This window comes from Maribacter sp. 2-571 (genome assembly GCF_050589625.1).
In the GTDB taxonomy this organism is placed as follows: Bacteria; Bacteroidota; Bacteroidia; order Flavobacteriales; family Flavobacteriaceae; genus Pelagihabitans.
This window is the reverse complement of record NZ_JBNGOP010000001.1, coordinates 147,243-159,595: the sequence shown is the minus strand read 5'-3', so window position 1 is coordinate 159,595 and position 12,353 is coordinate 147,243. Positions and strand designations below refer to the sequence as shown.

The 12,353-nt window shown below is 45.7% G+C and carries 13 protein-coding genes; 12 read left to right on the top strand and 1 reads right to left on the bottom strand.

Annotation, left to right across the window (positions count from 1 at the left end):
- Positions 1-6: 6 nt before the first annotated feature.
- From ACRD7P_RS00610 to ACRD7P_RS00555, 12 genes are all read left to right on the top strand, one after another.
- Positions 7-1,968, top strand: coding sequence for a PKD domain-containing protein (locus ACRD7P_RS00610; protein ID WP_430905524.1), 1,962 nt, complete (start codon positions 7-9; stop codon positions 1,966-1,968).
- 323 nt (positions 1,969-2,291) lie between these two features.
- Positions 2,292-3,215: a polysaccharide lyase family 7 protein gene (locus tag ACRD7P_RS00605; protein WP_430905682.1), complete on the top strand. Its 924-nt coding sequence runs from the start codon at positions 2,292-2,294 to the stop codon at positions 3,213-3,215.
- Between the two features lie 9 nt (positions 3,216-3,224).
- Positions 3,225-4,172 carry a polysaccharide lyase family 7 protein gene (locus ACRD7P_RS00600; RefSeq protein ID WP_430905523.1) on the top strand — a complete coding sequence of 316 codons (948 nt, stop codon included), beginning with the start codon at positions 3,225-3,227 and terminating at the stop codon, positions 4,170-4,172.
- Between the two features lie 181 nt (positions 4,173-4,353).
- The gene (locus tag ACRD7P_RS00595) at positions 4,354-5,061 is read left to right on the top strand and encodes a FadR/GntR family transcriptional regulator (protein WP_430905522.1); all 708 of its coding nucleotides are present in this window, start codon (positions 4,354-4,356) and stop codon (positions 5,059-5,061) included.
- Positions 5,062-5,128: 67 nt separating this feature from the next.
- Positions 5,129-5,269: a hypothetical protein gene (locus ACRD7P_RS00590; RefSeq protein ID WP_430905521.1), complete on the top strand. Its 141-nt coding sequence runs from the start codon at positions 5,129-5,131 to the stop codon at positions 5,267-5,269.
- Positions 5,266-6,567, top strand: a complete 1,302-nt coding sequence (locus tag ACRD7P_RS00585; protein ID WP_430905520.1) for an MFS transporter — start codon at positions 5,266-5,268, stop codon at positions 6,565-6,567. The genes ACRD7P_RS00590 and ACRD7P_RS00585 overlap by 4 nt, the downstream gene beginning before the upstream one ends.
- A 32-nt stretch (positions 6,568-6,599) precedes the next feature.
- Entirely contained in the window at positions 6,600-7,364 is a 765-nt protein-coding gene (locus ACRD7P_RS00580) for an SDR family NAD(P)-dependent oxidoreductase (RefSeq protein WP_430905519.1), read from the top strand.
- Positions 7,365-7,516: 152 nt separating this feature from the next.
- The gene (locus tag ACRD7P_RS00575) at positions 7,517-8,557 is read left to right on the top strand and encodes a PfkB family carbohydrate kinase (protein ID WP_430905518.1); all 1,041 of its coding nucleotides are present in this window, start codon (positions 7,517-7,519) and stop codon (positions 8,555-8,557) included.
- Between the two features lie 8 nt (positions 8,558-8,565).
- Positions 8,566-9,234, top strand: coding sequence for a bifunctional 4-hydroxy-2-oxoglutarate aldolase/2-dehydro-3-deoxy-phosphogluconate aldolase (locus ACRD7P_RS00570; protein ID WP_430905517.1), 669 nt, complete (start codon positions 8,566-8,568; stop codon positions 9,232-9,234).
- Between the two features lie 170 nt (positions 9,235-9,404).
- On the top strand, positions 9,405-9,659 hold the full coding sequence (locus ACRD7P_RS00565; RefSeq protein WP_430905516.1) for a hypothetical protein: 255 nt from the start codon (positions 9,405-9,407) through the stop codon (positions 9,657-9,659).
- An 84-nt stretch (positions 9,660-9,743) separates the two neighbouring features.
- Complete coding sequence (locus tag ACRD7P_RS00560; protein ID WP_430905515.1) at positions 9,744-10,424, top strand: carboxypeptidase-like regulatory domain-containing protein; 681 nt, start codon at positions 9,744-9,746, stop codon at positions 10,422-10,424.
- Positions 10,425-10,457: 33 nt separating this feature from the next.
- The gene (locus ACRD7P_RS00555; protein WP_430905514.1) at positions 10,458-11,471 is read left to right on the top strand and encodes a transglutaminase domain-containing protein; all 1,014 of its coding nucleotides are present in this window, start codon (positions 10,458-10,460) and stop codon (positions 11,469-11,471) included.
- Between the two features lie 131 nt (positions 11,472-11,602).
- Here the strand turns inward: ACRD7P_RS00555 and ACRD7P_RS00550 are convergent, their stop codons facing one another.
- Positions 11,603-12,352, bottom strand: a complete 750-nt coding sequence (locus ACRD7P_RS00550) for a helix-turn-helix domain-containing protein (RefSeq protein ID WP_430905513.1) — start codon at positions 12,350-12,352, stop codon at positions 11,603-11,605.
- Position 12,353 lies beyond the last annotated feature (1 nt).

Sequence of the window (12,353 nt, the reverse complement as noted above, 5' to 3'; positions counted from 1 at the left end):
AAAATTATGAAACATACAGTAAATAAATGGGTAAGGACAAAACTGCTACTGCTCACTTGGGTTGCCGCCGGTATGGTTGCAAGTTGTGTCGGGGACGAAGCTTTTAGGGAGGAGTTGCCCGATTCGAACTCCAAGGCAGATGAGGTGTTCCCAGAGGCCAATTTTTCCTATGCGTCTTCTGCGGACGATTTTATGACAATCAATTTTACCAACCTTTCTTCGGAGGCGATAACGTTTGTATGGGAGTTTGGCGATGGCAATACCGCTACCGAAGAAGACCCTTCGTTTACCTTTGCAGATGGTGAAGGCACCTATCCCGTAACCTTGACCGCTACGGATGGCAATGGGATAACGGGAACCACCACTATTGATGTTATCGTTGTGGAAGGCCCGTTCCAGCCCATCATTTTAGAGCCCGGTTTTGAAGACGATACCCTGCCGGAGGGCGGTGGTGATGGAAGGGACTCTTGGCGGAACAGCGACCTGGGCGGGGTGATCCAAATTACCGGTAGTCCGGTAACCTTTGGAGATCAAGGCGCCAAACTGCCGATTCCTGCCGGAAATCGTATCGGTTATCAGGAAATTACCGTGGATCCGGACACCAATTATGATCTAAGGTTTTGGTACACCATGCTTAGCGGTTCATCGGATGCACGGGTCATCGTTTCCATATTGGGGGTTACCGAAAGCGGTACCATTACTACCACGGAAGAAGCCGTCGATGCTACGATCGCCTCGGTTACGGTAACGGATGATTCGGAACCCGATGTGTATGTACAACAAAAGTTGCCCTTTAACTCCGGTGTCAACAACACGGTCGCCATTTATTTCACGAACGGGGATGTAGAGGCCAGATTGGACGATTTTACGATCGATATCGGTGCCGAAGGAGCCGTACCGCCCTCTGCCGGATTTACGCCTGAACAAAGCGAGATCGACTTTTTAGAATATACCTTTGACAATTCATCTACAGGGGCCGTTACCTATGAATGGGATTTTGGCGATGGAAATACTTCTACAGAAGAATCACCGACACATGTATATGCGGTCGCGGGCATGTATCCCGTCACATTATTGGCGACCAACGCGTCCGGCCTGTCGACTAGCCTGACACAGTCTATTGAAATTTTGGCACCGGTTACCGCAGCTTTTACGTCTCAGGTAGATGCCGCCGATTATAGAACCTTTAGCTTTATGGATGCCTCTGAAGGTGCGGAAATGTTGTTATGGGAATTTGGGGACGGATTCCAGTTTGCCGGAGCCGATCCATCCCATACCTATTCGGAGGACGGTATTTATACGGTAACCTTAACGGCGACCAGTATTACCGGAAATACCGATGTGGCCACGGAAGAACTTGTGGTCTCCGATGGGTTTGTCGTTCAAGTGCTCAACGGAACCTTTGACGAGTTTACTGTAAATACGGGCGATAATGCCGATGCTTGGGACATGACCCCCAACAGCACCGTTGTCGATAATAACGGTACCGAAATCCCCAGCCCTTATGACCCGCTTTGGGATAACGGAGCGTTGGATAGTTGGTTGGAAGGCGCCTATGGCGATGGTAGTGAACAAGCAGGTTCTACCAGCGATGGAAACAATGGTACCAGAGGGGCAAAACTGGACGAATCGGGCCGCCGTTTGTATCAGGTGGTGACCGTACAGCAAGGGGCCACCTATACCTTTTCCATTGATGCACGTACCACGGCCGCGGGAATTACCTCCGAAGTGTTTCTATTGAATACGGAAATTGCCGATGAAACCGGAATCAATGTATCGACCTCCGATTCCGCTGTTGACGCGTATTATGCCATTCCGAATATTTTTGCGACGGATGGGGATGCCTATGCTACCAATACCTTTGAATTTACGGCATCGACCAATCAGATCATCATTTATGTTAGAAACATAGATGTAGTGGATGGTGTTGCCGAAGCATTTTTTGATAACATTACGATTACCAATTAGTAAATTGACTAACCATTGCGAATCGCCCGGTCATCGTATTCGGTACCGGGCGGTTCTAAGGTTAGCCACTGAAACGTCCGGTCTAGCGCAGTTGAGACCTTGTTGAAAAATAAAGCAGTATTGAGATGTCAGGTCGAGCGCAGTCGAGACCTCTTTCGAAGAGAATGAGCTACTGAAATGTCCGGTCGAGCACAGTAGAGACCTTGCTGAAAGATAAAGCAGTATTGAAATGTCAGGTCGAGCGCAGTCGAGACCTCGTTTGATTAGGGTTATACAACAACGATACAGAAAAGCCTTTTGGTAAAACATACACAGGATTAATGATGCATAACACGAAAGTTCACATAGCGAAATCCATATGGATCGGTGTCATGGCCTTTCTAACGGTCGGTGCCGTTGCTCAGGAAAAGACCGATCGTGCGGCGGATGTAAAAACCAAGCTTGTTAAAAAAAAGAAAAGGGGTAAAGGAAAAATAAAGTTACCAAAAGTTGATCTGAGCCATTGGAAGGTGACCATTCCCGTGGGAAAGGGAAAAGGGGGCGCTGTAAGCGTTTCGCCGCCCGAAATTCTGGGTTACGCTACCGATTCGGTATTGACGCCTTATATGTACAACGATTCTACTTCCGGGGCCTTGGTTTTTTATGCTTATCCGACCAGCGCCACCACCGCGAATACCAAATATTCACGATCGGAACTTCGGGAACAGATGGAACCTGGGAACGACAAAGTGAATTGGACATTTGCACAAGGCGGTACCTTACGGGCCAAAATGGCAATGGGCGAAGTTTCCAGAGCGGATGATGGAAAGTACCATAAGGTGATTATTGCCCAGATCCACGGTAGGCTAACGGATGAGCAACGCAAGCTCATAGGGCAAAAGGAGAACAACGCGCCGCCCATTTTAAAGATCTATTGGCAAAACGGAAAGATCAGGGTCAAAACAAAAGTGCTAAAGTATGCCGGGGTCGACCAAAAAGGAATTTTGTTCAAGGAGGCATGGACCGATGATAAGGGAAGAAACTTTGAGCAGGAAGTGGGCTTTAAAAAGTTTACCATCGAAGTAAAAGTGACCGATGGCAAAATGGTGGTCTCCCTCAATAAAAGCGAGTTTTTTGTTTATGATGACATGAGCATAAAACGCTGGGGGATTTTTGAAAATTATTTTAAGGTCGGCAATTATTTCCAATCTCGGGATAAAGGGGCATTTGCCAAGGTAAAGTTGTATGAACTCGATGTGGAACATTGAAATACCGAAATGAGGACAGATGTAAAATTGCGTTTAGGGAATATGATCGGGTCGAAAAGGATTGGTCTTGTTTTTTTGCTACTGCTCACGTACGCCTGTAGCAGCGAAAAAAGTACCAAGGACGTAGAAGAGGTGGTGCAAGAAGAAGTGGTTCCCGAAGTCGATCCGGTAGCGGAGGATAACGATACGTTCAACCTTCCCGAAATCGATTTGAACAATTGGAAAGTAACATTGCCCATTTCCGAGAATGGCAAACCGATAGAAGTGGAGCCGCCCGCAATTTTGGAGTACGCTTCAAATATCGTTCTAAAGCCGTTCATGTATAACGATTCCGTGAATGGGGCACTTGTTTTTTATACCTATCCGGGAGCTACCACCACTAACACCAAGTATTCCAGAACGGAGCTAAGGGAACAAATAGATCCGGGTAGCAATACTACAAATTGGACGTTCGGTGAAGGGGGAAGTATGAAGGGAACGTTTTCCTTGGACGAGATTTCAAAGGATGGTGATGGAAAGTATCATCGTACTATGGTGATGCAGATCCACGGAAGGTTGACCAACGAGCAGCGCGATCGTATCGGTGAGAACGACAACAACGCGCCCCCTATGCTAAAGATATATTGGCAAAATGGGTACATAAGGGCGGTAACCAAGGCCTTAAAAGACTTGAGCGTTACCGACACGGAACTGTTGCATACCGATGCGTGGCAAGACGGGGAAAGCCATACCTTTTCCGAAAAGATTGATTTTGAAAAGTGTACCATTGAAATAAAGGCATCCGACGGAAAAATTGAGGTGATATTGAACGAGGGCGATTCCAAAACCTTCGAGGATATTCACATGCAAAAATGGGGCGTTTTTGAAAATTATTTTAAGGCGGGAAATTATTTGCAGACTACCGATGCAGAGGCATTTGCAAGGGTGAGCTATTATGCTTTGGAAGTCGTTCATTAACGGTCGCAGGGTTAGGCTTGGTAAGGTTGCGGAACATGCGATTAACCAGTGTTGTGCCCGCTTGTAAACCGTCTAAAAAATTATGTCGATATAATCGCGGGCAATAGCGAAAAGTTAAAGTTATTTTCCTAAATTTAACAAACCAATCTGGTTAACCAATTTGGCCGATTAAAGAAATAGTATGAAAGTTGAGGTGTTGACGAATAAGGAAAAACGGGATGTACAACAAAGTATCATTGCGAAACTTCGGGATTTAATTGAATATAAAAATTTGGAGCCCGGTGATAAATTGCCTTCGGAACGGATGCTTTCTGAAAAATTTGGCGTAAGCAGGAGCAATATCAGGGAAGCCATTCAAAAACTGGAGTTTTACGGAATTCTATATTCCAAACCACAGAGCGGAACCTTTATCGCCGATATCGGGCGTGTTGCCATGAGCGGTATGATGGAGGATATTCTTGGATTGGAGGAACCCGATTTTAAGGCATTGGTGGAAACGAGGATCTTGTTGGAGCTAAAAACCGTACGATTGGCGGCCTTAAGAAGAACGGCAGCAGATCTGGAAACCTTGCAAAGCGCTTTGGACGCCTATAAGAAGAAGGTACTGAACAAGGAAGATGCCGTTGAAGAGGATCTGTTGTTCCATTTGGCCATTGCCAAGGCGAGCAAAAACAGTTCCATGAATACTTTTATGTTGATCATTACCCCTGAAATCATTACCAATTTTGAAAAGTATCATGTTTGCGATTCCAATCAATCGTTTATTGGGATCAAAGAGCACGAAGACATATTTCAGGCCATAAAGGACCAAGATCCAAAGCGGGCCAAAGAAATGATGAAAGTTCATTTTAAGGTTTTATATCAATACTGTTATCATACGGATAATTAGCATAGCGTACTGAAAACGGAAAGTGCACGATTCTGTTTTCAACGAATAAAAAAGGAGGGAGTAAAACTTGATGAATACCATACCGGTCGTTTTCCGAACGGTATTGTACAGTCATTTTATAATAACGATCGAAATAGAACGAAAGATGATGGGCAGCAATGCCCTGCTGTTACCGTTCGTACCGGTCGTCATTAGAATACTATTATGAAAATAAAAGGATTAAGATGGTGGGTGATTACGTTGATCGCATTGGCAACGGTAATCAATTATATGGACAGACAGGCGCTTCCCGTGCTTTGGCCGGATATGGCCGAAGATTTGTATCCGGATAAAACGGCCGATGAGCGCAAGGGCATCTATGCCATTATTTCGACCATTTTTATCTTTTCCTATGCCTTCGGACAGGCCATTTTCGGGAAAATTTTTGATAAGGTCGGTACGCGGTTGGGGTTTACCCTATCCATTGGTTTTTGGTCCATTGCAACGGCATTGCACGCCTTTGCCAAAGGTGTGGTAGGGCTGAGTATTTTTCGTTCGTTATTGGGTATTTCCGAAGCAGGAAACTGGCCCGGTGCGGCAAAAGGGAATGCCGAGTGGTTTCCTACCAAGGAACGGGCATTTGCACAGGGTATTTTTAACTCCGGAGCCGCCATTGGGGGCATCATCGCGTTTCCTACTATTGGGCTGCTTTCGGCCTATTTTGGATGGGGCTACATTTTTTTGATCGTGGGGCTGTTGGGGTTGTTATGGCTCGTTCCGTGGTGGATCTTGGTAAAGTCGCCACCTTCCAAACATCCCTGGATATCGGATGAGGAACGGCACTACATTTTAAGCGGACAGCAACATAACACAACGGGTCATGATGAGGAGGAGGACGAAGGTTATAATCCCGATACCCTAAAATTGCTTTCGCACAAGGAAAGTTGGGGGGTAATCATCGCCTCCGCCGCGATCGATCCTATTTGGTGGCTGTTCATCTTTTGGATACCCATTTACCTCAATGAAGTGTACGGTATGGATGTAAAAGCGATCGGCTTTTATGCCTGGGTACCCTATGTGGGCGCCATGGTCGGGGCTTGGTTTGGCGGACTTTTGGCCCAAAATCGAATAAAAGCGGGGTGGTCCGTAAACAAAACGCGCAAATTGGTAATTACCTTGGGATGCCTGATCATGCTCCCCACTTTGTTGGCAATGTCGGCTCCGGGAGGTCCCGAAACGGCCGTAATCTTAATGGCCGTGATCCTATTCGGTTTTCAAACGGCGATCGGAAACGTGCAGACCTTGCCCAGTGATTTGTTAGGGGGGCGATCGGTAGGTACCCTTGCAGGTTTTGCGGGAATGGCGGCCAAACTGGGCGCATTCGGTCTAACGGCATTGGTTCCCTGGCTTACTTCCGGCGGAAACTATACCCCGGCCTTTGTGATAGGGGCGGCGTTGGCCATTATCGCAATGGCCAGTATATGGGTACTATGCCCTAAAATAGCACCCTTGACAAGTAAAAATTAAACATATAATACGTAATAATACAACACTAAAAGATGAAGGAAAATAATGGCAAAGTTGCTATAATAACAGGAGCAACAGGTGGTATAGGTTTCGAAGTTGCAAAAAGATTGGGCCATGATGGCTACACGGTGGTATTAAACGGTATCGACGATAAAGCGGGAGCAACACGTTTGAAAGAACTTACCGATCAAGGTATTACCGCGGAATATTATGGTTTTGATGTAACCAAGGAAGAGGCCGTAACCGCCAACATCACCAAAATTGGTGAAAAATATGGAAAAATAGATGTTCTGGTCAACAATGCTGGCGGTCTAGGGGGCCGATCCAGGTTTGAAGAAATGTCGACTGATTTTTACCGGGGCGTCATGGCACTAAACCTCGATTCCGTTTTTTTTGCTTCCAGGGCGGCAATCCCTTTTCTTAAAAAAGGGGAACATCCCTCCATCATTAATTATACCTCGAATGCCGGGTGGACCGCAGGCGGACCTGGAGCCGGAATCTATGGAACATCCAAAGCGGGTGTACATGCCATAACCCGGGCCTTGGCAAAGGATCTGGCGGAATATGGGATCCGGGCGAACGCCGTATCCCCGGGAACCATCGATACCCCGTTCCATGCGCAAATAAAAGCGACCAAACCCGAAGTTTTTGCGTCTTGGGCCAATAACATTATGCTCGGGAGACTAGGGCAACCTGAAGACGTGGCGGGGGTCATATCATTTTTGGCCAGTAAAGACGCTTCCTTTATCACTGCGGAGACCATCCAGATAGGAGGAGGACAAGCGTTGGGCATTTAATCCGATAACTATACATATCGGCTTAAGGCCATATGTAATGATGTACACGATCGAAGGTCCCAAAACCATATTGGCACAAGGGAAACAAGAACGGTTTCTGTTCCAAAGGAGCGGACCTTCAAATAAAACGTACCATAAAACAATCTAAATAGATGAATAAAGTAGTGACCTTTGGAGAGATTATGCTCAGACTGGCACCTCCGGGATTTTTAAGGTTTTCACAAGCCAATAGTTTTGATGTGGTCTATGGTGGTGGCGAATCCAACGTAGCCGTTTCTTTGGCAAACTATGGGGTACCCGTGGATTTTGTTACCCGATTGCCCAAAAATGACATCGGGGAATGCGCCCTCATGGAAATGCGGAAACGGGGAGTTGGTACCGACAAGATTATTTATGGTGGAGACCGCCTTGGCATTTATTTTTTGGAAACCGGAGCCGTAAGCAGGGGGAGTAAAGTAGTTTATGATCGCGCACATTCTGCCATAGCCGAAATAGAAAAAGGAATGGTAGATTGGAAATCCGTTTTTAAAGCGGTAAAATGGTTTCACTGGACCGGTATTACCCCGGCCATTTCCCAAGGCGCCGCAGATGCTTGTCTGGAAGCCGTAAAAGTGGCCAGCGCCATGGGGGTCACCATTTCAACGGACCTGAATTATAGGGCCAAACTTTGGAAGTATGGTGGTGATAGGGAAGCCATTATGACGGAGCTTACCTCATATTGCGATATTGTTTTAGGAAACGAGGAAGATGCCGAAAAACACTTCGGCATCAAACCCGAGGGCTTGGACATCACTACCCAAGGCGAGCATGTGAAGGCGGAGGCCTTTTTATCGGTATGCCAACAGATGATGAAAAAGTTTCCCCGGGCCAAAAAGGTGATCACTACCTTACGCGGTTCGATATCGGCTTCCCACAACAGTTGGGCGGGCGTCCTTTACGATGGAAAAACCATGTTTAAATCGCCGGAATACCAGATTACCGATATTGTGGATAGGGTAGGCGGCGGCGATTCCTTTATGGGCGGACTGATCTATGGATTGTTAAAGTATCCCGACGATGATCAAAACGCCCTGAATTTTGCGGTAGCGGCATCTTGTTTAAAACATACGATAAAAGGGGATGCCAATTTGGCCACCGTAGCGGAAGTAGAAAAATTAATGGGAGGCGATGCTTCCGGAAGGGTAGCGAGATAAGGAGAACTATGGCACAATATTCAAGATTGGAAGTGGCAAGTGCGATGCATGAAAACGGCATGGTACCCTTGTTTTATCATCCCGATATTGCTTTGGGCAAAAAGGTGCTAAAAGCATGTTATGATGGTGGGGCACGTTTGATGGAGTTTACGGCCCGTGGCGATTTCGCCTTCGAAGTCTTTTTGGAACTGAACAAGTATGCCATAAAAACGTTGCCGGGAATGATTATGGGAGTGGGTTCCATAACGGATGCCGCCGCAGCTTCGTTGTTCATGCAAATGGGCGCCAATTTTATCGTTACGCCATCGCTTCGGGAAGACATCGCTATGGTCTGTAACAGACGAAAAGTGTTGTGGTCGCCGGGTTGCGGTTCGTTGACCGAAATAAACAAAGCGGAAGAACTGGGTTGCGAAATCGTAAAACTATTTCCGGGCGCCACTTATGGTCCCGCTTTCGTAAAGGCCATAAAAGGTCCCCAACCCTGGACCAGTGTTATGCCCACGGGCGGAGTAAGTACGGATGAAGCAAATTTAAAAGAATGGTTCGATGCCGGGGTAACCTGTGTTGGTATGGGATCAAAACTTATCGGTAAGGAAATTTTAGATACCCAAGACTTCGAGAGCTTAGAAGAAAACGTTCGAAACACCCTACAAGCGATACGACGTTTAAGAAGTTAACGTATCCGGCACACGGAACATCAATGCGTACGAAAAATCTAAATAATTTAATGAACTCATTTAGACTTTTTTAATTGGCTAAAAAATTGCCCTTTACAGTCCTGTTTTTGTCTTTTTTTCCTCCCGTAGCTCTGCTATGAAACTCAAAAAAGTCTTCAACAGGCCTTAAAATGGATAATTTTCGCTTCAATCCAAAAAGTCTAAATGAGTTCAATATCAACTTTACCACATTTCAATTTTACCTAAATGTTTTTGGAGGTGATGATGAACTGGAATTCGCGTCCTTGTTTTTGCCTATAAACTTGGTGGGCAATGTTACCGATACCAATACCGATAAACTGGTGCTCGGGAATTTTGGGGTATCGGGACTGAGTACGATGAGCATGGGTTTTGATTCAGTTTTCGCAACTAGGCACGTTAACTAAGTGACAAACGGCGTTCCCTCGATCGGGGTTTTATTTCGGCTATTTCGGTCTTATGTTTATCGAATAACCAAAAAAAGCAGAACGATGGAAAACCAATTTAGCTTAAAGATCGATAGCCCCTGTGCCCAAGATTTCAAAAATTTTTCTACTACGGGTAAGGGAGGTTTTTGTGGTGCCTGTAAGAAAGAGGTCATCGACTTCACGGATATGGATACCGAACAGATTATCACCTATTTTAAAACCGAAGCCACCCAAAACACTTGTGGCAGGTTTAAAAATGGGCAACTGACAACCTATCACAACAACATTCGGAAAGGAAACAGGTTTCGTTTTTCCAGTGGGTTGGCAGCGGCCTGTATCGCACTTTTTTCCTTTGGTAAAATGAACGGTCAGGCCGTGGCTAAAGAAGCCAAAGAGATGGATCAAAGAAATCCGAAGGTTCAGGATACGATACGGCAGAAACGTATCGCGGTCACAGGCACCGTAACCGAAAATGGAGTTCCGCTACCAGGGGCCAACGTTTATTTGGAAGGTTCCGAAATAGGTGTGGTCACCGATTTTGACGGGTATTTTGAATTTCCCGAAAAACTGGAGGAAGGCTCTGTTTTAGTGGTGAGCTATATCGGTTTTAAATCGAAGAAAGTAACCGTTCAGGATCGCGCCGCTACACAGAACATTGCTATGGAAATCAATCTGAATGTAGATTCCTGCATACTTATGGGTAAAGTAGCGGTAAATAAGGTATACCGATCCAAAAAAGACTGATCGATGGGCGTTTATATCAAAAACTGCCTTTGTATGTTGGTTTTTATTGTATTGAAAACCCACGCACTGCGGGCACAAGTTTCGGATTTTAAGTCCTTGGATTTGGTACGGGTCGATAACAGGGTAAGGTCGCTCAAGGGTGCCGCTTTGGACAACCTTCCAATATTGGCGCACCGACTGACGCAGGGGTTGCCCACCGAAGTAGAAAAGTTCCGGGCCATTTATACTTGGGTCTGTACGAATATCAAGGGCGATAGGGCGCAACACAATACGGTAGATCGCATGCGGAAAAAATTAAAAAATGATAGCCTCGCACTCGTTGATTGGAATGCCGAATACAAAAAAGTGGCCTTTGCAAAATTAAAGCGCAAGAAGAAGACCATGTGTACCGGTTACGCCTATTTGATTAAAGAGCTCTGCTATTTGGCCGGTATCGAAGCAGTGATTATTGATGGTTATGGAAGAACGGTCGATGCCAACGTAACGAAACTGGAAAATGCCAACCATTCCTGGAATGCCGTACGCTTGAACGATAAGTGGTACTTGTGTGACGCCACTTGGTCCAGCGGATATATGGAAGAGGGCAGGGGATTCGTAAGCGATTACAATGACGGGTACTTTTTAACGGATCCTGTGCTGTTCGGCAAAAACCATTATCCCTTGGAACAAAAATGGTCGTTGCAAACCACTTTTGCACAGGAGGACTTTGCAGCTTCCCCTTTGGTGTATGGTAACACCTTTGCACAGCGGGTAATTCCGTTGCTTCCAAAAAAAATGGAGACCGTGGCCCTCAAGAACGAAACGGTATTCTTTTCACTTAAAACGCTTACGAAAGCGGTAGACCAAGAGCTATCGATGAGTTACTATAGCAATAATGAGGAAAAAACATTGACCATTTCAAATTTGCAATGGAACAATGGTACGGTGTCCTTCACTCATCAATTTAAGCGTAAGGGCATTTTTGACATCCATTTAAAAGTGAATGACGATATTATCGCCACATATGTTTTTAAGGTCACCGATAAGGATCAGCCTTCCGGTCCGTAAACACGCCGGTTACGATTAAAAAAGGAGAAAGTACAAGATAATCGAGAGGTATTCCACAAGGAATTTTTCACAGGAGGGTTTCGAATGCAACCACGGGTTTAAAGGGAGCGGACCCTGGCACTATTGCTCCTTTAAAGGGTGCTATGTTTGTTTCGATATTCTTGCGCCGATATGCCGACCTGGTTTTTAAAATTGACGCTAAAATTACTATGTCGGCTAAAACCGAGTTCATGGGCTATCTGTACGACCGGCATTTTGGTTTCCCGTAACAGTGCTTGGGCGCGATTTATTTTGACCAATAGTACGTATCGGTAGGGGGTGGCGCCAACGTATTTTTTGAAATTCAGGATGTAGTGTTGTTCTTTCCATCCGGATATCTTGGCAAGTGTGGCCACCGATATTTTGTCTTCAAGATGTCTGTGGATGAAATGGAGCGTTTTTCTGATTTTAAAGGGAACCTCCGTAGTATTTGGTAGTGGAATACCTCGTGTATCCACCGTGTTGAATTTGTGAAAATTATTCAAGATGATCTCGGCGGAAGTGGTAATGTCCACCGATCGAAACGGTTTCACGATATAACCCCTAGGACGCGTATTTTTTGCGCGTTCAAGGGTAAGCTGGTCGGTGTATGATGTAATATAGGCGTAAGGGATAAGGTCGTCCTCCTGTAAAACTTCGCCCAAGGCGATTCCATCCATTTTTCCGGAAAGATTGATATCGATAAATACCAGATTGGGTTTTGTTCGTTGTATACTTGCCAAAGCTTCTTTTACCGACATGCAAATATCGGTTACCGCAAACCCCTCGGACAACAGGCTGTCTTTGATGTCCTTTGCGATCCATAGTTCGTCTTCCACAATTAATACGGAACCTTTGTCCATC

Excerpts from the sequence above, each read along its gene's own strand:
- ACRD7P_RS00610 (WP_430905524.1), top strand. The coding sequence starts at position 7 with ATGAAACATACAGTAAATAAATGGGTAAGGACAAAACTGCTACTGCTC.
- ACRD7P_RS00595 (WP_430905522.1), top strand. The coding sequence starts at position 4,354 with ATGAAAGTTGAGGTGTTGACGAATAAGGAAAAACGGGATGTACAACAA.
- ACRD7P_RS00600 (WP_430905523.1), top strand. The coding sequence starts at position 3,225 with ATGAGGACAGATGTAAAATTGCGTTTAGGGAATATGATCGGGTCGAAA.
- ACRD7P_RS00580 (WP_430905519.1), top strand. The coding sequence starts at position 6,600 with ATGAAGGAAAATAATGGCAAAGTTGCTATAATAACAGGAGCAACAGGT.
- ACRD7P_RS00605 (WP_430905682.1), top strand. The coding sequence starts at position 2,292 with ATGCATAACACGAAAGTTCACATAGCGAAATCCATATGGATCGGTGTC.
- ACRD7P_RS00575 (WP_430905518.1), top strand. The coding sequence starts at position 7,517 with ATGAATAAAGTAGTGACCTTTGGAGAGATTATGCTCAGACTGGCACCT.
- ACRD7P_RS00565 (WP_430905516.1), top strand. The coding sequence starts at position 9,405 with ATGGATAATTTTCGCTTCAATCCAAAAAGTCTAAATGAGTTCAATATC.
- ACRD7P_RS00560 (WP_430905515.1), top strand. The coding sequence starts at position 9,744 with ATGGAAAACCAATTTAGCTTAAAGATCGATAGCCCCTGTGCCCAAGAT.
- ACRD7P_RS00570 (WP_430905517.1), top strand. The coding sequence starts at position 8,566 with ATGGCACAATATTCAAGATTGGAAGTGGCAAGTGCGATGCATGAAAAC.
- ACRD7P_RS00550 (WP_430905513.1), bottom strand. The coding sequence starts at position 12,352 with ATGGACAAAGGTTCCGTATTAATTGTGGAAGACGAACTATGGATCGCA.
- ACRD7P_RS00555 (WP_430905514.1), top strand. The coding sequence starts at position 10,458 with ATGTTGGTTTTTATTGTATTGAAAACCCACGCACTGCGGGCACAAGTT.
- ACRD7P_RS00585 (WP_430905520.1), top strand. The coding sequence starts at position 5,266 with ATGAAAATAAAAGGATTAAGATGGTGGGTGATTACGTTGATCGCATTG.